General features: G+C 39.2%; 17 protein-coding genes and 5 pseudogenes. 14 read left to right on the top strand and 8 right to left on the bottom strand.

Annotated elements, in window-relative coordinates; all coding sequences use genetic code 11:
- Positions 1–244: 244 nt before the first annotated feature.
- Positions 245–670 carry a CotD family spore coat protein gene (locus HOP45_RS20210; RefSeq protein WP_181351282.1) on the bottom strand — a complete coding sequence of 142 codons (426 nt, stop codon included), beginning with the start codon at positions 668–670 and terminating at the stop codon, positions 245–247.
- Between the two features lie 179 nt (positions 671–849).
- Here HOP45_RS20210 and HOP45_RS21135 point away from each other — a divergent pair.
- Positions 850–1,007: pseudogene (locus HOP45_RS21135) on the top strand (DDE-type integrase/transposase/recombinase); the annotation flags it as partial.
- A 1-nt stretch (position 1,008) separates the two neighbouring features.
- On the opposite strand, the pseudogene HOP45_RS20205 reads toward HOP45_RS21135, so the two are convergent.
- A pseudogene (locus HOP45_RS20205) lies at positions 1,009–1,135 on the bottom strand (DDE-type integrase/transposase/recombinase); the annotation flags it as partial.
- Between the two features lie 295 nt (positions 1,136–1,430).
- Positions 1,431–2,790 (bottom strand): annotated as a pseudogene (locus HOP45_RS20200) (IS4 family transposase).
- Between the two features lie 1,012 nt (positions 2,791–3,802).
- On the opposite strand from HOP45_RS20200, the pseudogene HOP45_RS20195 reads away from it, so the two are divergent.
- Positions 3,803–4,815 (top strand): annotated as a pseudogene (locus HOP45_RS20195) (TOTE conflict system archaeo-eukaryotic primase domain-containing protein).
- A 769-nt stretch (positions 4,816–5,584) separates the two neighbouring features.
- Here the strand turns inward: HOP45_RS20195 and HOP45_RS20190 are convergent.
- Positions 5,585–5,755, bottom strand: coding sequence for a hypothetical protein (locus tag HOP45_RS20190; protein ID WP_181351281.1), 171 nt, complete (start codon positions 5,753–5,755; stop codon positions 5,585–5,587).
- 319 nt (positions 5,756–6,074) lie between these two features.
- Positions 6,075–6,905: a hypothetical protein gene (locus HOP45_RS20185; protein WP_181351280.1), complete on the bottom strand. Its 831-nt coding sequence runs from the start codon at positions 6,903–6,905 to the stop codon at positions 6,075–6,077.
- 443 nt (positions 6,906–7,348) lie between these two features.
- Here HOP45_RS20185 and HOP45_RS20180 point away from each other — a divergent pair, with 443 nt between their 5' ends.
- The 11 genes from HOP45_RS20180 to HOP45_RS20130 all read left to right on the top strand — a co-directional run bounded on the left by HOP45_RS20180 (position 7,349) and on the right by HOP45_RS20130 (position 18,321).
- Complete coding sequence (locus tag HOP45_RS20180) at positions 7,349–8,005, top strand: sugar transferase (protein ID WP_181351285.1); 657 nt, start codon at positions 7,349–7,351, stop codon at positions 8,003–8,005.
- 14 nt (positions 8,006–8,019) lie between these two features.
- Positions 8,020–9,249, top strand: coding sequence for a glycosyltransferase (locus tag HOP45_RS20175; protein ID WP_181351279.1), 1,230 nt, complete (start codon positions 8,020–8,022; stop codon positions 9,247–9,249).
- A 15-nt stretch (positions 9,250–9,264) separates the two neighbouring features.
- A complete protein-coding gene (locus HOP45_RS20170; RefSeq protein WP_181351278.1) occupies positions 9,265–10,632 on the top strand; it encodes a sugar phosphate nucleotidyltransferase in 1,368 nt (455 codons plus the stop codon).
- Between the two features lie 49 nt (positions 10,633–10,681).
- Positions 10,682–11,593, top strand: a complete 912-nt coding sequence (locus tag HOP45_RS20165; protein ID WP_181351277.1) for a pectate lyase family protein — start codon at positions 10,682–10,684, stop codon at positions 11,591–11,593.
- Positions 11,594–11,646: 53 nt separating this feature from the next.
- Positions 11,647–12,588: an NAD-dependent epimerase/dehydratase family protein gene (locus HOP45_RS20160; protein WP_181351276.1), complete on the top strand. Its 942-nt coding sequence runs from the start codon at positions 11,647–11,649 to the stop codon at positions 12,586–12,588.
- Between the two features lie 8 nt (positions 12,589–12,596).
- Entirely contained in the window at positions 12,597–13,331 is a 735-nt protein-coding gene (locus HOP45_RS20155) for a YveK family protein (protein ID WP_181351275.1), read from the top strand.
- The gene (locus HOP45_RS20150; protein ID WP_181351274.1) at positions 13,315–13,926 is read left to right on the top strand and encodes a P-loop NTPase family protein; all 612 of its coding nucleotides are present in this window, start codon (positions 13,315–13,317) and stop codon (positions 13,924–13,926) included. The genes HOP45_RS20155 and HOP45_RS20150 overlap by 17 nt, the downstream gene beginning before the upstream one ends.
- Positions 13,927–13,959: 33 nt before the next feature.
- Positions 13,960–15,429 (top strand): oligosaccharide flippase family protein, encoded by a 1,470-nt coding sequence (locus HOP45_RS20145; protein ID WP_181351273.1) that lies wholly within the window; start codon positions 13,960–13,962, stop codon positions 15,427–15,429.
- Positions 15,416–16,648 (top strand): O-antigen ligase family protein, encoded by a 1,233-nt coding sequence (locus HOP45_RS20140; protein WP_181351272.1) that lies wholly within the window; start codon positions 15,416–15,418, stop codon positions 16,646–16,648. Before HOP45_RS20145 ends, HOP45_RS20140 begins: the two co-directional genes overlap by 14 nt.
- A gap of 1 nt (position 16,649) precedes the next feature.
- Positions 16,650–17,750 carry a glycosyltransferase family 4 protein gene (locus HOP45_RS20135; protein ID WP_181351271.1) on the top strand — a complete coding sequence of 367 codons (1,101 nt, stop codon included), beginning with the start codon at positions 16,650–16,652 and terminating at the stop codon, positions 17,748–17,750.
- A gap of 211 nt (positions 17,751–17,961) precedes the next feature.
- On the top strand, positions 17,962–18,321 hold the full coding sequence (locus HOP45_RS20130) for a VOC family protein (RefSeq protein ID WP_181351286.1): 360 nt from the start codon (positions 17,962–17,964) through the stop codon (positions 18,319–18,321).
- Positions 18,322–18,350: 29 nt separating this feature from the next.
- On the opposite strand, the pseudogene HOP45_RS21080 reads toward HOP45_RS20130, so the two are convergent.
- A pseudogene (locus tag HOP45_RS21080) lies at positions 18,351–18,950 on the bottom strand (IS3 family transposase); the annotation flags it as partial.
- Between the two features lie 474 nt (positions 18,951–19,424).
- On the opposite strand from HOP45_RS21080, the gene HOP45_RS20120 reads away from it, so the two are divergent.
- Entirely contained in the window at positions 19,425–19,532 is a 108-nt protein-coding gene (locus HOP45_RS20120) for a helix-turn-helix transcriptional regulator (protein WP_181351284.1), read from the top strand.
- 1,251 nt (positions 19,533–20,783) lie between these two features.
- Here the strand turns inward: HOP45_RS20120 and HOP45_RS20115 are convergent.
- Positions 20,784–22,265, bottom strand: coding sequence for a flavin monoamine oxidase family protein (locus HOP45_RS20115; RefSeq protein ID WP_181351269.1), 1,482 nt, complete (start codon positions 22,263–22,265; stop codon positions 20,784–20,786).
- 525 nt (positions 22,266–22,790) lie between these two features.
- Entirely contained in the window at positions 22,791–23,183 is a 393-nt protein-coding gene (locus HOP45_RS21075) for an ROK family protein (RefSeq protein WP_181351283.1), read from the bottom strand.
- Positions 23,184–23,364 lie beyond the last annotated feature (181 nt).

The following is a 23,364-nucleotide window of genomic DNA, read 5'->3' as shown; positions in this document are numbered from 1 at the left end:
AACTCTGGATGTGAACGGCGAAGTGACAGGTGGAGCCGCATATGATCTAAATGGACCTGTATATAGACACCGGGTTATATTTGCTGTAATACTCAAGTGATGGTCAGTTTTAATGGGCTGGCAAGCAGGAGTAATTAATTCCAAAAGGATTCTCCACAATCGGGGCGGCCAACTGAGCCAAACGCTATTTCAAAACAAGTGTAAAAAACGAGCATTTAAAACAATATGCTCGTTTTGTTTTTTTTTAATCAAGCCAGCTCGGTCGACGACAGCCTTCTCCCATCATTCCCATGTTATTAAAGTTGGTACCACCCACATGGGGGTTAGGCCAACCTAGGTTTGGGCCTTGTGTTGCCATGTTACCCCATGGTGGCCCCATAAATCCCATTTCTCCTTGCGGTCCCATGCCCCCATTAAATTGGGCACCTGCTACTTGATTTTGAGGTCCCATAAAGTTATTTTCTTCACTGAATGTGTCTACGACAGATTGTGTCTGCGGAAAGTGGTGGTTATTTTTGGTTAAATGGTGATTATAGACCGTTGTGTGCGTTGGGTGGATATAATCCACTTCACTCAGATAATAATTATGGTGGACACACTTATTCGTTGGACAGACTACCTGTTTAGCTGGACCAAATTGACCTGGTCCATTGCAATTTCTGTAATGCATTTCAGTTTCCCCTTTCATTGATTAATCTCTTCATTAACTAACCTATGGCTCGAGCAGGGGCCATGTACTAAGACAAATGACTATTTTAATGGATAAAAGTGTATTCAGGTCGATACAATATGAAGCTATGAAATGAGAAGTGATGGGTCTCTTTTTAGTTCATAAAAAAAGAGATTGCGACAAAAGAGCTTGTTATCACAGCTTTGAAAAGAGCCATGATAACTCAACGCCCACCTCCGGTCTCATTCACCATTCAGATCTAAGAAGTCAATATGCCTCAAACAATTACCAGGCAATACTGAGAGAGCATGACATGAGAACAAGTATGAGTCGTAAAAGCGGCTTCCCATGACCCAACCAATAACTCGGCGAGAAAAGAGATCCATGACAGAAGCTAAGTAAAACCAGCCTTCTTGTCCATATATACGTGATGTCGGAAACCCAGACTTGTTCAGGTTGCTCAACTTAAATTTACGCTTGATTCAATACGTTTGGGTAAACTGGAAAATGGGGCTTAGCATTCGTTGTCGCTTTATTTTTTTACGGTTTTAGGTTGTATACCACGTTCCTTCATAAGTAGGTAAACCGTTCTCTCAGATATCTCTCCAGTAAAACTCCATCTCGTACCAACAACGTTTGCTTTTTATTGACATACTTCATGACATACTTTTATTCAATACCACACATATAAGCATGAATATAATTTTTAATACGAACGTATAATAAGCGCTCATTTATAGTTTATACGTACATTATTTACTCAACTCTCGCAGGCTGAAATAGGCAGGTAAGCCTTGATATAGTTGGGCAATCCTACGATCCATTGTTGTAGTTGACTTTTGATTAGTTTTTGTACTTTTTTGTTACTCGCTTTCAAGGCATCTTCAAGAAGAACGATAAGTTGTTGAAGAGCTACAGCCCAATCGAGGTCATTGATTTCATCACTAAGTTCATAAAACATACCGCCTAATGTACGATCGTCGGTGCTACATCTATTCTGCCAAGACAACACAATATACCTTGTGAACACAATGGTTGTATGGCTGATCAGGGCATCGTAAGAACGACCTTGGAACTCCTTCTGAAGGCGAAGAAATGACTTTGTCGTTTTGAAGAAGACTTCAATATCCCAGCGTATGCCAAAAATACGGATAATTTCGTTATTGCTTAACGTACAGTCTGTACTTAAGATGGCAAGCCAGTCGCTCTTTTTATTCCGATTACGGACCAACACGACTTTTACAGATACACCATTTGCTTGAACGGTGTGAATAGAACGGAGAAGATCTTTTTTGCCTGTTGCTGGTGTAGCGAAACGATAGAGCTCTTTTAAACTCACACGTTCTCCATTCACGACGTAGCGTTGTTTTAGGTTTTTAACCATACCAATGATATCAAGTCCCTGGTCCGTTATGGCTTTAATTAAAGGTAGTTGGGTGAACCATGTGTCCATCAATATATAGGAAGCATCAATCCCAGAATCAAGCGCACGTTGAATCATGGGTGGGATCACCTCAGGGGAAGGTTTCAAAGCCTCGACACGTCGTCGATATCCAGAGCTGCGTTTGTCGATGTGGTCCGAAATACCATTAAGACGGTTCTTGGAACTTAATAAGGCAAAGTCAATCGGCATAAAGGTAGCCCCATCCGACCAACCTAATGTAAGCATACGGAACCCCTTGTAGAAACGCATTTTTCTGAGAGGCGTGGTCAAAACAACGAGATAGAAGCTCAACACGTTTACTTCGATTCCTTTCAAAAGCTGAATCATCAAGGATTAAGACCTTTGGACGACTATGATGAGTGAATTTAGTGACTTTTTGAATCGTATGGGCACTTAAAAGGGTTAGGAATCGTCGCCAATTAAAAGTAGATTGATTGAGAAAGCGATAAACGGTGTCTTTTCCTGGTAAATCAAAAGCTTTCTTGTCTTCTAAGGTCTGAAACCAGTTTTTGTGTTCAAAGATTAAACTGAAAATAAGGTGAAATATATACGCGCAAGAGAAACCAAGATATATCGTGATGCCAGCTCTTCGTAGGTGTTTGAGTACATTTAGTTCTTTAAATGTGGATTTTATTTCATTTGGTAGTTGCTTAGATTGGTCAGAATTCGCTATCATAAAGGGAGCACCTCTTTTGTTTTAGTGATTTCTCGTCAATCTCACTATATCAAACAAAGGGTGCTTTTTTTATATTAATTTTAAATGGCAAGCTTCTATCTTTATAGACGAAAGGCATAGAGCTGGCTGTTCACATTAGATATTTTCAAGTGCGAAAGTTGAGTTATTTATATAGGTGAATCCATTAGCGGCATGATTTAATAACTTTCTAAAAACCCTTAATTTCAAGGGCTTTAGAGAGCGTCAGCTTACCCATAATTTCAAAAATGTAACGAAAAAGTAACAATTTAATTTAAATTGATCTTTTCGAGGGCGTTTCCGTACAAATTTCTAACTTTGTCGGAAGTGTCCTCTCTCATATTGTTAGTGATATGACTGTATATTTTCATCATTGTATTTATATCCTCGTGAGTCTAAGACAAAGAAAATGTAACTTTACAGTGAGAGCTTCACTATTGAATTTCAAGTTGTTGAAAGTTTTACAGGAATGTTCCTACTGGGGTGTTTCAATGTGCGGTAGATACAGCACGTAGAGCTGATATAGGATGTCTTAGTGGGTTTGGAATTACTAGCTGCAATTTTAGAAGGACTAGCTGATGGCATGTTAGGTTCTGCAGTATCTTACTTCTCGGAAAAACTATAAGACTACGAAAAATTGGGATAAATCTTGAAAAGTGAAAGACCACAATCAGAGTAAATAGAAAATCAACTGCGACTCGGTTATAAACTTAAGATGAAGTCACTACATCTCTATATGGAACCAATGTTTTTTTGGTTGCTTGATAGAGTCACTCTTAAGACATTCTATCTGACAATCGAGAACTAAAAACGTTCCAAATAAAGTCGCTCAACAGACATTAATGATAGTCTTTTTTATTAATAGTGACAGAGTGGCATCTTCACTCTACAATAAAAATAGATTTCATAAACAATTTGACGGCGTTACAAGATTTCCTAGGCATGGCTCAATATTTTTTAAAACTGAGATCAACCGCATGATGAGGGATAATTCATGAACGATTTGGAGCGAAAACTACAAAATGCATTAAAGGAAATCACCCGGCTAAAAGATGAAAATCAAAAGTTGAAAGAACTGCTGAAAAAGCATCAAATCCCTGTCTCTAACTATCAAGACAAACATGTTCAACCCAGTGCGAGAACTGAAATCCTACAGAAGCGCATCACTATCTTCAGAGGCCTGTTTAAAGGGCGGACAGATGTATATGCGGTGTATTGGGACTCCAATGGAGAGTCAAACTATGCGCCGGCACGTAAATATGAACCCAATAAAAAATATAAAGAGCGTGAGTTGTTGCCGCTAACGGACAATGTCATTGAGAATCACTTGCGTGGCAACAAAACGATTGGTATCTATCCTTTATTAAAAGATGAAACGTGCTGGTTTTTGGCTGTTGATTTTGATAAACAGGACTGGCAAAAGGATGCTCTCACGTTCAAGGGGGGTTGTAATAATGTAGTTGTACCTGCGAGCATGGAGGTCTCAAGATCCGGAAATGGTTGCCATGTGTGGATTTTTTTCAGTGAGCAATTGACAGCGAAGACTGGTCGTAGATTAGGGAATTTTCTTATGAACCGGACCCTGGAAAAGCGTTACGAAACTGGTGTAGATTCGTTTGACCGGTTTTTTCCCAATCAGGATACAATGCCAAAAGGTGGTTTTGGAAACCTGATAGCATTACCTCTGCAGCACTACGCAGGAAAAATGGCTATAGTGTCTTTGTTAATGACAAATTTGAACCATATAGTGATCAATGGGCGTATCTGGAGTCTGTGAAAAAAATCAGCAATAAAACGGTTGAATCAATTCTAGGAAAGCACAATGATTCCAGCAGTTACACTGTGAAGAGTAAACCGACTTCATATGATGTAAATATCCCTTCTGAAATAACTATCCTAAGAAAAAACGGCATCCATATTCCCAAAAATAAGCTTCCATCAAATATTTTGAACGAGTTAATAAAGCTCGATGTCATCAATAACCCCGAAGTTATCACGGTTTTGTGAACGAGAGAATTACGATAAAATAACAAAAAAGGCATAAGAAAGGAAATCATTTATGGTATCCATTTCTATAGACTCGTATGTAAAGAAGCATTGTAAGAATTATCCTGGCGAAGAATCAAACAAGTTAAGGGAAAGGCTTAAACAGGCAATTAATGATAAGAAAAATGGGGCAATCTGCATCAATTGCGGTCAGGTGATTTGGGCTATTGGCAGTGCAGTTGCTTACAGGGATGTTTTTCTTGTATAACTGGGAAGGTGGATTCCTCGGAAGATTATGAGATCGACGAAGTGTGTTGGTCCTAAAATAAAGTTCTTATAAAAAAATATTTTAAAGCCTATTCAAACTTGCACAATTCAAAAGTATTGAAATGTGTCTGTTATTCCACTATAGATGACTGGATTACAACTGGATACTGCTTATAAAGTATTAAAAGTTATTGTAGTTTATTAAATAACAGTTCGCGATGGAAACCTTAGTATAACAAGGTTCTGTGGGTCATATTATTGTCAGTGAATGGGCGGCGTCCCTTAATCATGAATCTTTAGAGGTTCATGGTTTTTATTTCCGATAATGACTGCAATTATTTACAGATCTATTCATTGATTTTCGTACTCTGCTAAATAGTTCAAATAATTTATACTTACCCATAAAAATTCTCGGATTAGTTTAATAAAGAGACTATTAGAAATGAACTTCCAAGGATATGGAAGTTCATTTTTCTACTTCAACATTGAACTTTAACTAACTTTTTTTCTAATAGCAGCAGGTTTATTCTTCGCTTTCAGAACCAGAATCGCCTTCCATGGTTCTGTTTTCACCAGAGTCTTGTTCTTCTGTTTGGTCCCCTTTCTCCTTGTCTTCCCCATCATCACCGCCACCGCAAGCTGCCAATGTAAGTACTGAAGTCAAACCTAGAGCTAACATCCATTTTTTCAACATATAAAAAGACTCCTTTCAAAATAGGGTACACTGCATATATACCTTGTACATGTAAAGGAGGGATAAATAGAAAATAAATAATTGGTAAATTAATGAAAATAAGGATTTCATACTGTATCCTCTTTGTGCTGAAATGGTTTATACAGATCCTCCAGAGCTTATTAAAACTAAGAAAGAGATAGGGATATTCTAATAAGTTACCTAGCCAAAAAGTAGCGTCCGTTGAGGACGTTTCTTTTTTTAAGCCAAGATATTTTCGGTTCTTCAACCAATTAGCAGAGCAAGAACAAAAAAATGACGTGCATAAGACGCCATTTTTTTATAGGTTAACTCTATTTCGCTGTCCATTATCAATAATTTGGTTGCCTGAAACAGAAGGGATATAAAGTGTGGTATCCATACTATTAGCGGTTAGTTCAATCACAGGGGTGGAGGGTACATCCCAAGCCATTCCATGGATATAGTTGAATTGACCACTAACTTTAAGAATCTTCGTTGTTATAGACGTGGGCTGAATTTGGAGATTTTGAAATTGATTCCCACTGATTTCATTAGGGATCGTGGAACTGCTAGTCATCATTATCATTTCAATGCAATCATCAAGAGATAAATTGAGGAAACGGTTTGCATTTATCCAAGCGAACCCGGTTGACGGGTGATTGGCAACCAATTTTAAGCCGGTTTTTAAACCGGCAATTTTTATATTCTCAAAATCAACGAACGAAATTTCGTGTCCAGGTCCTCCGGAAAAGAGAGATAAGCCGGTACCCTTGTGACTGCTGTGCCAGTGGACAATATTAATATTTCTGATTTGTGTTCGATTCCATACGTTATAATATTTGTATTTCCCGTTTAAGTAAATAACTTCTGAAGCAAATGCTGGATCATCAATGGCAATGTAGGCACCCTCAAGGGAACCGTTATTCTGAACTTCCAATACTCGAAAGTTTCCATTCACAATGAATTGACTTCCATAATTGAACAGTAATTTGATTCCTTGTCTAATGACTATTGGCGCTGTGATTAGATAATTTTTATTTCCCAAGACAACAGTCTTCCCTTTATTATTACTAGCAAAATCAATGGCAGACTGTATTTTTAGGGAGTCATTCGCACCAGTAAAGTCTTCAACATAGATGTCTTCGATCATATTTTGTTCCTACTTTCATATAATTAACATTACTCCTTTATTCAAATAGATAAAATTGGTATTAGCAGTTCTAATGTACGAAGAACAGGTAAAGGGAATGCTTATATTCTATAATATTATAGTTAATTACAATGAGTACCAAAAATGGACGATAAACACGTATCCGTATTTATTCCTCATTACTCGAAAAGTTCATTTCCCTTAATTTATGAGTGTAGTTAGATTATTAGAGATAGTGTTACGTACTGAAGATCAGTCTAACCCCGTATAAATATAGGTTTCTCCACTTCCAGTGTGGAAAAAAGCAAAATAATCAACAAAAGTTCTTTATAAAGAACGTAAAATCTGTTAATATGCATTAAAGGGTTTGTTCTTCATAAAGAACGTGGTTGGGTGGGTTGGGAAAATGAAATTTTATGGAGGTGCGGGTTTTGACAGTGAAGATGCAGAAAAGAAGGGAAATCAAAAGAGTTGCCGCTGACGCCAATTTGTTCCTTATTGAAGACAAAACTTTATCATCTGCTCCATATACTTTTGCCCGAAGGTTAGTTGACATTGTTCTAGCGATCGCTGGTTTTGCCATATTCATACCTCTTTTAATTATTTTAACTATTACTATTAAAATGGATTCAAAAGGCTCAGTGTTTTACCCGCAAGAAAGAGTGGGGAGGATGGGGAAACCCTTTCAGTTGCTTAAACTCAGGACGATGAAGATGGATGCGGAGAAAGAAGGACCAAGATGGGCAGAGACCAATGACCCGCGAGTGACTAGGGTAGGAAAGTTTCTCCGAAAAACCAGAATCGATGAGCTTCCACAACTTATTAACGTGTTAAAGGGAGAGATGAGCATCATTGGCCCAAGACCTGAACGCCCTGTTTTCACTGAGATATTCAACCAGGATACACCAGGATTTATTAACCGTCTGGTTGTCAAACCGGGATTGACAGGATGGGCTCAAGTAAACGGGGGATATGATATCTCCCCCGAAGAAAAGTTAGCTTACGATTTAGAGTATATTCGCACCAGAAATTTCCTCCTTGATGTAAAAATACTTATACTGACTTTCAAAATTGTCCTATCTGGAGAAGGTGCTAGATAAAAGGAGGGAGCAACATGAACGTATTATATATGTCGGTGAGACCGCCCTATCCACCGCATAAAGGAGACCAGCTAATTGCATGGGAGCAGATTAAACAATTGAAAGCTAGCGGACATCATGTCCACCTGCTTACTTTTGTAAAAACGAAAGAAGAAGAGGAGTTCATTCATAAGAAGCTCTCTCCATACTGTAAAGAGGTGATGGTCTTTCGGATTCATCCAATGCAAAAGCTGCTTAGGTCATTTAAGACGCTTTATAACTTTAAACCGATTCAAGTCAACCTGTTTTTTGATCCTAAAATAAAGAAGCGTGTAATGGATATTTATAGAAGGCTAAAGCCGGATATGATCCATGTGCAGACGGTGAGGATCGCTGAATATGTTATCGATACCAACAGCCCAAAGTGTATGGATATGATTGATGCGTTGTCACTGAATATGGAACGCCGGGCCAAAAAGGAGAAAAAATGGCTAAGGCCCTTATTCCTTCTAGAGTCACGCTTATTGAAGCGATATGAAGAAGTTATTTTAAACAGATTTGACCGTACTATGATTGTTTCTGAAATTGATAAAAGTCATTTAAACAACTCGCAAATCGTCGTTAATCCAAATGGAACATTCATTACGAAACAGCATCTTGCTCGCTATCCATCGGTGAAGAAGGAAAAAATCATCCTTTTTCACGGAAATATGCAGTATTATCCGAATGTCGAAGCTGTACTTGATTTTGTGAAAGAGGTTTGGCCGCATATTCATCAGGCCAATCCGGACTATAAATTCTACATCGTAGGGAAGGACCCTGTGAAGAGAGTTAAAGCTTTAAACGGCAAAGCGAATGTGGTGGTGACGGGATTTGTCAGAGATATATGCCTTCCTTTGAGGAAGGCCCAAATTGGTATTTATCCAATGAAGTCGGGGACAGGGATGCAGAACAAAATATTGGAAGCGATGGCATGTGGATTGCCGACCATTGCTTCTCCTACAGCTTTACAGGGAATTGCAGAAAGGTGTGGAAATGAAGTGATCTGCACAGAAAATAAGGATGAAATGTTTTCAGCAGTTAATCATTTGATTAAAAAAACTGAATTACAAGAACGTTATGCAAGTAGGGGGCAAGCCTTTGTACAAAGCCATTATTCCTGGGAGAAAAACTGTAACAGGTTAATAAAAACTTGGCAGGAGGCTGCTATGCATAGAAGTTCTGAACTCTCAGAAAAATCGGTACCTGAGATCGTTCAATCATGAAAGGAGGTGGGGTACATGCGGATCGTACTATTATCAGGAGGATCGGGCAAGCGATTATGGCCGCTTTCCAATGGTGCAAGGGCTAAACAATTCCTTAAAGTGCTTAAAGATGAAAACGGAAAGATGGAGTCCATGGTTCAGCGTGTCTGGCGACAGCTCGGGAAATATAACCTGGAAGATAAAACTATTGTTGCAACAAATAGCTCTCAAGTAGAAATGCTTCATAACCAGCTTGGTCAAAGTACTCCTGTGTTGGTTGAGCCGGAACGGAAGGATACTTTTCCTGCCATCGCGTTAGCAGCCGTATACCTTTATTCCGTAGAAGGTTGCAGCGTAGATGAGGTCGTAGGAGTCCTCCCTGTAGATCCATTTGTGGAAGATCACTTTTTTGAGACGATCAAGAAACTCGAGTGGGGACTAAATGAGACCGATGCTGAATTAGCTCTCCTGGGGGTCAAACCAACCTACCCCTCTGAAAAGTATGGATATATCATTCCGAACGGTAGAACAAAAAGTGATTTTGTTAAAGTGAACAAGTTTTGTGAAAAACCAAATGAGTCATTAGCAAAAAGATTAATTCATCAACAGGCTCTTTGGAATTGTGGTGTATTTGGTTTCAAGCTGGGATATATCATTCAGCTGCTCAAACGTTGGAATGTCCCTGTTGAGTACGATGCTTTACTGAAGTATTATGGTCAGCTCCCATCAAACAGCTTTGATTATGAAGTAGTCGAAAAGGCAAGCAACATTATCGCCCTGCCTTATGCAGGTTACTGGAAAGATCTTGGAACGTGGAACACATTGACTGATGAAATGGATTCCCACGTCATTGGTAATGGATTCATAAGTGACGATGTAATGGAAGCTTGTATCGTGAATGAACTGGATATCCCGATTGTCCTGATGGGGGTAGAGAATGTTGTCGTAGCTGCAAGCCCCGACGGCCTGTTGGTGACGGATAAGAAGAGCAGCCACAAAATTAAACAGTACGTTTCCCATTTTCAGGATTGTCCAAGATATGAGGAATACGCGTGGGGATGGAGAAGAGTGCTGGAGTATAAACAAAAGGAAAATGACGCAGAAACAATGACGGAAAAAGTCCACTTGACTGCTGGAAGTATCTTGAATGATCATAAAAATCCGAATCAGGAAGTATGGACCGTAACAGAAGGGGAAGGCGTCCTGGTCTTGAATGGTGAATTTTTAGACATCTCTTCTGGATTTAGCATTACGATTCCTGCTGCAGAAGCTTACACTTTGAAGGCGGTTGGTGATATGGAGTTCGTCGTCATCCAGAACGGAAAACAGTTAATGGAAAACCGCAGGGAAAAAGACAAGACCGTGCTGCATCTTGAAAATCCTGCGTTTTCGCATAACTTATAGTCAGGATATGATTAAGAATGTTCAGTGGGTCTATATAGGAGTAATCGTTTTGTTAACAGTGATGGTGTTGGGTGGGACGTTTAACAAGGAATCGGGGCAAGAGATTGGCAGGATAAGCGTGGAGGCATTTGGGGCGAGGGGGGATGACAGGAAGGACGATTCCTCAGCCATTCAAGCAGCCATTAATTCCAGTTATGAAAGTGAGAAGCTTCCTGTCCAGTTGCTGGGTAAGACTTACATTTTGAAACAAGGGTTGCGGTTAAAAGAAGGCGTTGCTCTGGAGATGGGGATGGGCACTAAGCTTTTAGTGGAGGGAGATTTCAATGTTTTGGAGTTAGAACGAAAAACTTCGATCAGCAATGGCACGATTGAAATAACCACTCCCCAATTTCAAGGTGTAGTACTACACGTAAGTGGTAAAGAACGAATCTGGACGACCGAACGCATTCATATTGAAAATGTGACCTTGTACAATTCCAGCGGTACCAATCGTGGAAAAGGAATTTCTTTCACAGCCGGTACATCCGGAGAATTTATCAGTTTTGTAAATGTATCAGGAGTAAATGTGAGCGGGTTTAATACCGCCCTGCATTTACAAACAGCGCCTCCCCAGAAAGAAGAGGAACACAATTTTGTAAATGGAAATAGGTTCGTAAATATGACTTTGGATGACTGTGTTGTCTGTATACACTTGGATAGTGAAGTGACCATCCCTAATGAGGTCTCCGGGAATATGTTTGATAACCTTCAGATCCAACTGACAGAGCGTACAGATAAAGCGGTGATTTTATCAGGGACCAATAACACCATAGAAGGTATGATTTGGGACGCTTCGATCATAGAAGGCCCATTAATAGTAGTAAACGAACAGTCCTATGGGAATTTCATAAGAGTGAATTTACCTAAAGGTAGGTTGATAGATAAAGGACAAGGCAACAACTTTTCTACCTTGGAAGAATGACATTTAGGGTGTCGGACGTTCTTTTTTACTTAAATTTCGGAAGGAAGGTTGCCATGAAGGTATTAGTAACTGGCGGGGCAGGCTTTATCGGATCTCATATCGTGGAAGAATTAATAGATTCCCACTACGAGGTAGTCGTGGTAGATAATTTAGTAACAGGACATATGAAAAATCTTCTCCCACAGGTGAAATTCTACAACCAGGATATTCGAAAAAATTTGGATGATCTTTTTGCCAAAGAGAAGCCGGATTATGTCATCCATCAGGCTGCTCAGGTTTCTGTTAGCCAATCGTTTACAGACCCTTTATATGACTGCGAAGAAAATATTGTTGCGACACTTAACATCTTACAGTCAAGCGCGAAGCATAAAGTCAAGAAAGTCGTGTTTGCCTCTACGGCAGCTGTATATGGAAATCCGAGCTATCTTCCTATTGATGAAGCCCATCATGTGCAGCCGATCTCCTTTTATGGTCTAACAAAAGCGCATGCAGAGAAGTATATTAAGCTTTTTGCACATACTCATAACCTTGAATTCTCTATTTTACGGTATGCCAACGTATTTGGACCAAGACAAGATGCTCATGGAGAAGCCGGGGTCGTCGCTCTCTTTATCGAAAAATTAATTCGCGGAGAACCTCCTGTTATTTTTGGGGATGGAAAGCAGACGAGGGATTTCGTTTTCGTCAAAGACGTGGCTCGTGCAAACGTTGCTGCGTTGGAAAACGGTAAAAACGAAATTTTTAATATAGGAACAGGTCAGGAAACTTCGATTAACGAAATCATTGACCAGCTAGCGATTACTCTAGGAAGACCTATTCAGGCTACTTTACATGAAGCACGAGAAGGAGATATTCGCTCGAGTGTATTACAAAACTATCGGGCACAATCCATGTTGCGCTGGGAACCTTGTTATTCTCTGCGAGAAGGACTGCTACAGACTGTCCAGTTTTATAAGCAGGAGAATCCTTACGGCTTCCAAGAGGTGATTTCATGAGAGAACCAATGGATATCAAAACCTTTTTTCGTATTATTAAAAGGAGAATGGCTACCATTTTGATCACTGCCATCTGTGTTTCACTCCTAAGTGGAGTTGCTGTTTTTTACTTCTTAAAACCTACTTATGAAGCAACAGAATATATTCTGGTAGGAAACCTGGGGCATCAGGAGGAGGTTTACGTTGAACCGCAAACAATTAACAGGCTCATTGCTTCAACCGTTGATTTTATAACAAGTCCGATCGTATTAGAATCCGTGCAGGGGGATATGAACCTTCCTCAGGAAGAGTTGGAAGAAAAAATTACGATAAAAAATAAGGAAAATTCCCAAATTATTTCGGTTGTGATCAGAGATACGGATGCGGAGCGGGCCAGTGAACTAGCTAACCTTCTTGCTGCCACTTCAGTGGAAGAGGTGAAAGACTCCATGCAAATGGAAAATATAGCTCTCCTAAGTAAAAAGGATGGAATAAACAAAGTGGAAGAAGTTGGGGGTTCAACCGTGAATATCTTGATAGGAATGATGGTGGGATTATTTTGTGGAATCGGATTGGCTATGTTAAAAGACCACTGGGATGATTCTGTACAAAGCTTAAAGCAAATTGAAAATGAACTAGGCTTACCAGTACTTGGAGAAGTAGAAGCGACTTCTGACAGTTTACCGAAATATTACAGAAAACAGTATACAAGTGCAAAAGGGAAAGTGAAAAAAGGAGGCAAGATGCATGCAGAGTCCCATTGAGGATCTGATTCACGGCGGGAACAAGAAAAAGAAGGGGGTTGTCAGCTTTGATCAGATGAAGGTAATCAGCAGCAAAGTTGAGAAGCATAGCCCATCTATCCTGATGGTGACTTCGGTTCCAGCAGGAAAATCGGTAGCTATGATAGCTGCAGAACTAGCGGCCGCCATTGCTCTTCAGGAGAGAAAAGTCCTGCTTGTTGAAGGAGATATGAACAAACCAATGCTCCATGAGTGGTTCCATATGGAGCAGCCTGCTGAGAAACATCAGGATCCGTTAACAACTGTTTTTTCGACCTTTGTTCCGCGTTTAGATGTACTATTGTCACCCCATTCTATCGACCAAAAACCATTGGATATCTGGCTTTCACCCTCTTTTAAGCAGCATGTGGAATCGTGGAACAAGATATATGATCGAGTGATTTTTTCGGCTCCTTCCTTATCCTCTGGCGTTGAAGCAGAATTAATCGCGGAAGGTTGCAAGGAAGCATTGCTCGTCGTGAGAAGAAACAAGGATAAGCTTGAAGAAATTAAGAAAGCGAGTGCCAAACTTGAAATGGCCGGGTGTAGAGTAATCGGTGTGGTTTATCAACAGTAAGTATTAGCAAGTGAGTTAAAGGGGCGAGAATGTATGAGGCAGATTAGAAATTCCATTGGAAAGAATATCTTTCATTTATTTTACAGTACGGTACTTTCCAGCATTTTAAATGCAGCATCATTAATTGTTCTTGCCTCATTTACCTCCACAGGTGATTATGGGAAATTTAGTGTGGTACTCGCCTTTGCTATGATTATGGCTTATCTAACGGAAGCCGGATTAAACCAGATTGTGCTTCGTGAAGGTGCCAAAAAAGATGCTCCTATCTCGTTGATCATGGCATCGTTTATAAAACTGCGTCTAGGGCTGACACTTGCAACGCTGGTGATTGGATTTCTTCTTATTCATTTGATTTACGCCGGTGATGCGGAATTAATATTACTTTCCTATGCACTGATTTTTCCACTTGTCGTAGGGATAGTCATGCAGAGTGTTAGTATCACCTATTTTCAAATGTTGGAGAAAATGCAATATTCCGGGATGATACGCATCGTTTCTGCAGGCCTTTTGATCACCGTTATTTTGGTTGGGAAAGGGTTTTATTTAGATCCCCTGCTGGTATTTTTCTTGTATGGATCCGCTTATTTTTTGGCCGGTTGTTTTGGCATCTTTTTAACTACTAAGACTCTGAGACTTTTCATAAAGTCTCCTTTTTATAAAGGACTATGGAAACACTGGTTCCCATTCTTAGTGACTGGATTATTATTTATCCTCTTACCGCAGATAGGTCCGATAGTTTTAGAACAGACCATGACATGGAAAGAAGTTGGTTATTTTGCCGTGGCTTACCGAATTCCCCAAGCTTTGCAGCAATTGCCCTTTATTATCGCCGGCGCCTTCTTTCCAGCATTGTTCCGTTTATTCCAGGCGGGCGACTACGAGCAGCATGTTAGAAAGAGTATCACACAGGTGAAGTTGATGTTATGGGCGGGCATGCTCGCTGCTATACCTTTTTACCATCTTTCTGATTTAGTGATAGGAGTATTATTTGGGGAGAGATGGATGGAAGCAGCCTTCTTACTGAAAATCTTAGCATTAGTTATGGTTTTTCAGGGAGGAAGTATCTCTCTGGGGGATGGGCTGACAACAAGAGCGCTTCAGTCCCGAAGAATGACGATCCTGGCTGTAGGTGTTACATCGGGTGTGCTTTTTTATACCTTTTTCAGTAAATTATATGGATTGACAGGGGCAGTAACAGCTGGAGTTCTCATTGAGGTGATCCTTTTATTCGGATTTTTGTTCTGTCACCCCGACAGAATTGTCCTCGGAAAACGAGCCGTAATTCCTTATTTGATTTACTTTTTCATCACTCTTTTAGGTGTGGAATTATTTTTATCTTCCATTCCGTTTCTTGCTGCTTGTGTCCACTTTGTTCTTATTATTTCCCTTGCCATAATGGATAAGGAATGGAGAGAAAAAGCTCCAGTCCTTTTGAAAAAGGTAGGTCTGGATAAAGAAGCTAAGTTGAAATTCAGGAAGGAGGCACATGATGGAGGCTCTTAGTACCTCTCAAGGACCGCGTAGCAGTCTGCTGCTGTTTCTCTTGCTATTTTCGGTCATGCTTGGTAAATATCATATTTACCTTGGTTTTGCCTTCAAACCACATATGATGTACTTGGCAATTCTTGTCATCATACTGGCGGCTTCCTTCCGATTTCAAAAGCTGCAAAGTTTTGAAGTAATGCTGCTTTTTTTTTATCTGGCGTATGTCTTCTCTGGAGCTTTTTCCTTGTATGCATCATCAAGTCTTAGGGTCATGCTTGGAATCTTTCTATATATTGTTTTTTATGTCTTAATGAAAGGGATTCTCCAGTTGTTTCAGAAGAGCGAATTGGAGAATGGGATTGCCAATGCAGGGATTTTATTTAATATCGGAAGTCTTTTCCTCTACGTATGGGGATTGAAAAGCAACGGATTTTCCTTATTAGGAGACGGAGTTATACGCTATGGTGTTTGGTTTGATCGCGATTACCCCAGGTTGATCGGCTTGATGGAAGACCCGAACTATTTTGTATTTTATAATACGATTTTTTTTACTTTCTTTTTATGTAATCGTGACTCGTTGAAAAATAAGATTGGTCTCACCCTATGTTTAATGACAAGTGTTCTCTCTTTTTCTAGAGGGGGGTTGTTAATACTTCTCGTTATTTTTATCGTTTACTTTTTATTGAACAAACCAACTAACCAATGGCGCTTATTCCTATCTGCCTCTTCTATGATAGTCATAGTCTGGGCGGTGAGTCTAGCGATGAATTTCCGCGTTCTTGATATTCTGCAACATAGATTTCAAGACTTCTCATCTGACGGTGGAAGCGGAAGGTTTGAACTATGGGGAAGGGCATGGGAGTTATTTTTATCCAACCCTTTGTTCGGGATTGGTGCAAGTAACTTCGCTGATTACAACGCGTTTGAATATGGTGATAACCTTGTTGTTCACAACACATTCCTTGAGGTATTGACTGAATCAGGAGTGATCGGACTGTTTGTGTATGGTTTATTTGTACTTACGGTACTCTATCAAATCTTCCAGGCTAAATTTCACCTGAAGTACCCCTTTTTGTTTTTAACATTCCTTGGTTTTATGTTTCAGATGATGTTTTTGTCTCTGATTGTAAATGACATGTTCTTATTATATTTAGCCATCCTGTCCACTTACTTTTCCTATGAGGATGAAAAAGGTCAGGCTAAGGAAAACGATTGTATTGAAAGGGAGGCCGTATAGAATGAATGTATTGATGCTGACAGACAAATTGACCATGGGTGGAGCTGAAAATTATTTTATCAAGCTTGAAAACAAAATGAAAACAGGTCTAGGATTTCAACTCTATACCGCTGCCGGTAGAGGAGAACTTACGGATTACCTTGTTAATAAAAAAAATTATAAGGAATTATCCAGGAGAAACCACCTCTTAAATTTATGTAACCTTACTCGGCTTATCCATAAGTGTGACATTGATGTCATTCATGCGAACAGCCTGCGGATGGTCTTGTATGCAAGCTGTGTGAGAAAGCTTGTTTGGAAACGGAAGATTAAAGTCATTTATACGAAGCACAATGTTACGGCTCTTGAAAAGTTTCCGAGAGTATTTTCCCTTTTAATGAATAAGGCTGTTACCGGGATCATTACGGTAAGTGAGTACGAGAAAAAAGTTTTAATGAATTATGGAGTCAACAAAGATAGGATCACCACCGTTTACAACGGGGTTGATCTAGAAAAATTTCCTTTTGCTGATGAAAAGACTCAGCCTGAAGTATTTAAGGTTGGTATTCTGGCTCGATTGTCTCCAGAAAAGAACCATAGACTGTTTGTAGATATCGCTGCTTCTATGATGGCTGAAAAAGATGTAAAGTTTTATATTGCCGGTGACGGACCTGAGCGGGAAGCCATCCGGGCAAAAATCCAAAAACTAGGACTGAACGAGCGTGTCAGTTTGCTTGGGGAAGTGCAAGAACCCCATGCGTTTCTCCAAACAATGGATGTGCTCCTGCTTACATCTGAGAGAGAAGTGTTTCCGATGGTAATCGTTGAGGCTATGGCGACAGGGACTCCTGTGATATCCATTAATAGAGGTGGAATACCGGAAGTAATCGTAGACGAGAAGACAGGAATGTTGGCCCAGAATCATTGCCCAGAAGCTTATCGCGACAAAATCCTCTCTTTGAGAGCCGATTTACAATTAAGAAATAAAATCATCTATGCTGCTCGAGGGAAAGTGATAAGGGAGTTTACTTCTAATAATATGGTGGAGGAAACCTTTAAACAATATATTATTCCTTATTCAAACCCTAAACAACAGTTTAAAGTAAAAGGAAAAAGCATCTAGACCTTTTTAACAATAAAGAAGAAGCGTCCTGAATTGGATGCTCCTAAATACAATGAGGGGATAAATTTGCACGAAACATCAATCAATCTTTAAATATATCGAATTCGAGTCTTCACGGGGCTATTCCGGAGTAGTTAATTGCCCAGGCTTAATTATTAAGGGGAAAAAGGGTTTAAAGGACGTATATTGAATATCTAAAGGAGGGAAAATAATGAAACCCAAAATCGATATTGTTACAATTCCTGGCGAGAATTTAGATCTTTCTGCGACGTTTTTAAAGAAGTATTCGATCTTCCTGAAGATAAAATGTCATCAGGGGAAGATCATATGCCTAGAAGGAAAAATGTCTTTGGTTTTATATGAGCGTTCAGGCTTCGCTCAGCTGACTAAACAGCAAGAAGAGAATTTAAATACGGATAGTGTTATATTTAGTCACACAGCTAAAGATCGTAATGAGGTAAAGGTTATTCTTTCACGAGTAGGCAAGGCTGGAGGCACGATTGCGAAAGAAGGCAATGCAGATGAGTGGGGATATACAGGTCTTTTTAAAGACATAGATGATTACACGTGAGAAGTAATGTCTTGGAACGAATTTTAAAAAGCTGTGATGACAAGCTCTTTTGTCATACGACTTCCCATGTCCCAACCAATAACTCGGCGAGAAAAGAGGTCCATGACAGAAGCTAGTAAAGCCAGCCTTGACTTGTCCAGGTTGATCAACTTGAAACGCTTGGTTCAGTAAGTTTGGATAAATAGGGAAATTGTGCTTAGAATTGGTTGTTGCTTTATATTTTTTTACGGTTTTAGATTGTATACCCCTTTCATTCATAAGTCGGGTAAACCGTTCTTCAGATACCCGGACCTCTTCGGCTTGAAGGACTTTCGTGATCTTGGGGCTCCCGTAATTCTCACGCGATTCTAAATGGACCCTTTTAATCTTGGCTGTAAGGTTCTCACGTCGTTTCTTTTGGGCACTCTTAGGACGAGCTAGCCAAGCATAATAGCCACTTTTTGAAACAACTAATACATGGCACATCTTCGTCACACGGAATTCGTGTCGGTGTTGATAAATGAAGTCATTAATTACTTCCGGTCTTTTGCGAAGATGCCCATAGCCTTTTTTAAAATAGCATTTTCTTCTTCTAAGTCACTCACGCGTTTTTTCAATTCCTTTTCGCTCTTATTTTCGGGGCTGGGGTTGGATCAATGTCACCAGACAGAACATTAAACTCAGAAAATATCTTAGAGTTCATCGAGACTCAACCCAATGTTTCTAGAGTAGTTTTAAAGGAAAGCAGCTCATTTCTATCGGATTTGGAGAAGAGGGATCAAGCAAGAGATGAATGGACACATGCGTTAGTTGAGATTAATGCTCTTCTCGGTTAAATGTTTTGTTATAACATTTTTCATTTAACGGTCCTATCAAATGATACCTTGAATTCACGTCATAAAGTAAAGAGGGCAATTCTGAAATAAAGGAATTGCCCTCTTTTAACGTGGGGCAGGATTGTGTAAGACTCCGTTTCGAGATATTGAATTAGTCAACTATATACCATATTTCTGAATGTGATCCTAAATTCTCGTTCAATACCGAGAATTTAGGCAATTTTTATTTTCCTAAAGGTTTAACCCCGTGTTCACCTGCTATTCTTTCCTTTATAAGGATACCTAAAAATTGGGTGGGGAAGAGAAACAATCAGCTTTCTGGAAAAAAGAGAATATAACCCTTCCCTAAAGCTCGCAATTAAAATTGCCCGTAATTTTCAGGTAAATATCGAGTAAATATTTATTTTTGAGGATAGTGACTTTGACTAAAAGGAGGTGATGAAATGTTTGTATATTTGTATCATAAAATGAGTAAACCTCAACAAAATGCTACGATTGTAACAACGATTACTTTATTGGTAGCTGGTGTTACTTTACTTTTTGTATAATGCCGCCAGATAGGGGTTCGGCGATGCAGCCCCTATACTTTAAGAGATGTTCCGCCATAGTTATGGGAATGAACAAGCAAAGTAAACAGGGTATTCGGTATATGGCCCTCTTGGCTTTATACCGAATACCCTCTAAGCACGTAAAACCGAGAGGAGCCCCCTATTGAGATTTACACAACATTTTTGACACTACCGATGCGGGATGAGCTAAAGATGTATGAAGGTAAATTAGAGCGTTTTCTAACTACTGAATTATAAAGAAAGGCGTTAAATTCCGCTACAAGAAAAAATTGCTTAAAAGTTGGTAAACAAAAGGTTTGTTACATCGAACCATTTAAAATAACAGATATGAGAACCTTTGATGGTGGTATTTATCAATTAGAAGTAATGGCATGTGTTCAACAAGTAATTGACAATAAATCGAAAAAGAAGCAAAGCAATCTCGAATAACATTTCAACACAATTATCAGTCAGGATTTGTTGTTACAGAATACAAAAGTTAATAGGAGAAAATAAAAAAATTAAAAAGGCGTAGAAAATTCTCTGCGTTTTTAGCTATCACTTAGTAAAGAAAAGAGTAAAAGACCTAAGATATATCTCGATTTCCCTACTCCCTTCATATTCCCAAACTCATTTCCTTAGTGATTTTAGATTTTCTTTCTGAAGCTCGTTCCCTCGATGGCCATCCTTAAATCCTGTCTTATTCATATTGTATTCCTCCTCGGAATTGAAATAATTGTACTCCTCTGACCAGTTACAAAGCACTTCATTCCCTGACTATTCTAGACTTCCTTTATATTCACCAATACGCAATATATCTTTAAACGATGTAAACCCGGATTGCTCGTTTCGAAAACGCAACTTGTGTTTTAGTTCATAATCATCTAAATCTACCTTTCTTTTATTAACAGACAAGCCTTCCTCTTTAAACTTGCCTCACTATGAGCAACTTATCCTTGTAATGGTTCAGACCTTTAAGCTTCTTAGGAACAGAGGTATGTTCATACTTCATACCTTAAAAAAGAGCCCAGTATTTTGGCTGTATCTTTATGTTCTTGGAAATCCACAGTCCAAGGCTTACATCCTAGCAAGATAATAATTAAACACCAAAACAGCCTCTTTCATTTATTTCATATGCTGTTCGTATCCCTGACTCAATGGCTCCTTCGATCCATCCATGAAAGGAAGAAGTGTGTTCTCCTGCAAAATGCAACCTGCCTTCAGGTTGACGGACGATTTCGGAAAACTTTTTGCCTTGGCCCGGGAGGAAGAGGGTAAAAGCCCCACCAGAATATTGATTTAAGGTCCAATTGTATGACAACGCCTGCATGTATTCTTCATATACAATATCCCCATAGATTTTGGCCAAGTCGTCCAGCAATTCACGTACCATCTCCTTATGGGGTAAACCAGCCCAAAGGATCGCATCTTGTCCCCAACTATAACTCGCCAGTAAAACCGCTGGACCACCGGAACCTATTCCGTGACTTGGAATATAAGAAAACCTTGTAGGAAGGTCCGTGACAGCATTTCCTACCCCTGCCTTCTCCCAAAAGCGATGTCGAAATTCTATGCCAATTTTAACGGCTGGAAGATTTACAAGTTCTCGGATGATCTGCCATTTCTCAAAAGAGATAGAGCTATAAGGGAAGACATTTATATATTGAAATACGGGGAAGGGGACGGTGACGATTGAATAATCTCCCTCGTACTGGTGCCACCTGCCAGTTATAAGATCTATTGCTTGGATTATTACACCTTTTTCCATCTGATAAATTTTATTCACTTTTTGGTTCAATCGAATGTTATGCTGCACCTCTTTCATAAAGGATAAGGGTAATTGATCATTCCCTCCGTCAATCTCGAAAAACTTCACTGTTTTACTAAAAATGGGGTAAATAATATCTGTTAAAATATCCACAAAAGAAAACTCTGGAAACCCTTCAAGACCTAGCATGACACCTATACTCCTTATTGCGGAAGTCGACAAAGGTCTACCAATTGGATTAAACTCAAGGAAATCCCCCATGGAATACTCTGAATATTGGGATTTAAGCTTCTCTTGTTCCTCCGGGGTACTATTTGAATAAAGTTCTAGAAATGGTTGAGTAGCCTCCAAAAAAAGCTCTGTGGCCGTTTTACCTTTTTCGCTTTCATTAACTGGGAAGTTTAAAATATCAGGGTTTTCCTCGTACATTTTCCTAGCAGTTAAAACATCATTTACATAAATCAAATCGACAGGCGAGGAATTTATGAAAGGGTTGACAGGCAATTGAAAGCGTTTAATATATTCAAACACCAATTCATGATTATCAGGGATCCTCATGGCTCCTACATCTAAATAGTTCCCTGAAGTAAACAGATGCCTTACGGTATAAACCCTCCCCCCGATACGATTATTACCTTCTAATATGGACACATGATGACCGGATTCTTTAAGCAAAGAAGCCGCAACAAGACCGGCCATCCCCCCTCCTATAATAAGTACTTTTTTGGGACGGGATTTTTTTGCTAACCCCTTTTTTATAATTTGAAGCATATCATTTGGGTAACTTAATTTGCCGTATTCAAACTCACTCATTAAAAACCCCCCTTTTTACATATATATGTAAAAAGGGGGGACAGTATTTTTGTTCAGGAAAGAAAAAGAGATCCGTTACAATCTTCTAATGCTCCCTTCTCTAGGAGACTCTTATGGAAACAACATTTACAACATGGTGCTCTTCTTGTTCTCGTATAACAAGCTAAGAAATGAAACAACAAAATGTAGAGGATTTATTCTTTATGCTCTTCTCAGGTTTGCCTGTATTCTTTGGAATTTTATATACAGTGAAATTGTATCAGAAGAGCCAAAAAAATTCTCTTGATTAAGGAAGGCGCCTTCTCGTGGGTGTCATTGTTTGGTTTCCATTTTAATGATACTTTCTCAGGTCATCCAATATAGAAATTTACTTGAGTGTGATCATAGACAATCAAGGTATAAAAGTTATTAAAAGAACTGATCTATTTATGTACCTGACGAAGGACTTGAGGGTCAGGTTCTTTTTCTGTAACGTTTAAAAAAAGCAGAACATACTTGATTGTATGTTCTGCTCTCTGCTTTTTACTAACTGATGGACTCTTTATTTTTTTTTTCAGAATAGGGGTAATGACTGAGATTCACAGAGTTTATTCCATAGTAGGCTTTGAGTGAAATAGCGATCCCCCCCAGCGCGCAGGCTTTTTTCCCTAGTGCAGAAATGACGATTTCTTTGTAATTATTCATCCTTGAATTAAGCCTTTGTTTCAAGGATTGAACCATGTGTTGGTTATGGCGCATGACTTCACTGTTAATAATAAGAACTTGTGGGTTGAAAATGTTGATGATGTTATTTATTCCTACGGCTATATAATCTAAGTATTCCTGAATGATAGGAGTATCCAGGTTGTCAGAGAGATCTATGCTTTCTTTTTGATCCTTTTTTGTCTGTAAACGTGGACTTTTGCGGACGAATCTTATCTATTTAAAAGATAGTAAATATTTGGGGAATGGGTGATTATCTTGAATTCAAGTCTTCAACAAACGGGCAGGTTTGTGGAAGACTCAGTTTCGAGATAATTACAAAAATGATTACTTTGATCGATCATGGAATTAATTGGATGGATAATGGTATAGTTAAATAAAGATCATCAACGCAAGA

It is taken from the genome of Thalassobacillus sp. CUG 92003, from assembly GCF_013618635.1.
In the GTDB taxonomy this organism is placed as follows: domain Bacteria; phylum Bacillota; class Bacilli; order Bacillales; family Halobacillaceae; genus CUG-92003.
The sequence above is the reverse complement of the archived record's forward strand: the minus strand, read 5'-3'. Positions and strand labels throughout refer to the sequence as shown.

Excerpts from the sequence above, each read along its gene's own strand:
- HOP45_RS20210 (WP_181351282.1), bottom strand. The coding sequence starts at position 670 with ATGCATTACAGAAATTGCAATGGACCAGGTCAATTTGGTCCAGCTAAA.
- HOP45_RS20190 (WP_181351281.1), bottom strand. The coding sequence starts at position 5,755 with ATGTTGAAAAAATGGATGTTAGCTCTAGGTTTGACTTCAGTACTTACA.
- HOP45_RS20185 (WP_181351280.1), bottom strand. The coding sequence starts at position 6,905 with ATGATCGAAGACATCTATGTTGAAGACTTTACTGGTGCGAATGACTCC.
- HOP45_RS20180 (WP_181351285.1), top strand. The coding sequence starts at position 7,349 with ATGCAGAAAAGAAGGGAAATCAAAAGAGTTGCCGCTGACGCCAATTTG.
- HOP45_RS20175 (WP_181351279.1), top strand. The coding sequence starts at position 8,020 with ATGAACGTATTATATATGTCGGTGAGACCGCCCTATCCACCGCATAAA.
- HOP45_RS20170 (WP_181351278.1), top strand. The coding sequence starts at position 9,265 with ATGCGGATCGTACTATTATCAGGAGGATCGGGCAAGCGATTATGGCCG.
- HOP45_RS20160 (WP_181351276.1), top strand. The coding sequence starts at position 11,647 with ATGAAGGTATTAGTAACTGGCGGGGCAGGCTTTATCGGATCTCATATC.
- HOP45_RS20155 (WP_181351275.1), top strand. The coding sequence starts at position 12,597 with ATGGATATCAAAACCTTTTTTCGTATTATTAAAAGGAGAATGGCTACC.
- HOP45_RS20150 (WP_181351274.1), top strand. The coding sequence starts at position 13,315 with ATGCAGAGTCCCATTGAGGATCTGATTCACGGCGGGAACAAGAAAAAG.
- HOP45_RS20145 (WP_181351273.1), top strand. The coding sequence starts at position 13,960 with ATGAGGCAGATTAGAAATTCCATTGGAAAGAATATCTTTCATTTATTT.
- HOP45_RS20140 (WP_181351272.1), top strand. The coding sequence starts at position 15,416 with ATGGAGGCTCTTAGTACCTCTCAAGGACCGCGTAGCAGTCTGCTGCTG.
- HOP45_RS20135 (WP_181351271.1), top strand. The coding sequence starts at position 16,650 with ATGAATGTATTGATGCTGACAGACAAATTGACCATGGGTGGAGCTGAA.
- HOP45_RS20130 (WP_181351286.1), top strand. The coding sequence starts at position 17,962 with ATGAAACCCAAAATCGATATTGTTACAATTCCTGGCGAGAATTTAGAT.
- HOP45_RS20115 (WP_181351269.1), bottom strand. The coding sequence starts at position 22,265 with ATGAGTGAGTTTGAATACGGCAAATTAAGTTACCCAAATGATATGCTT.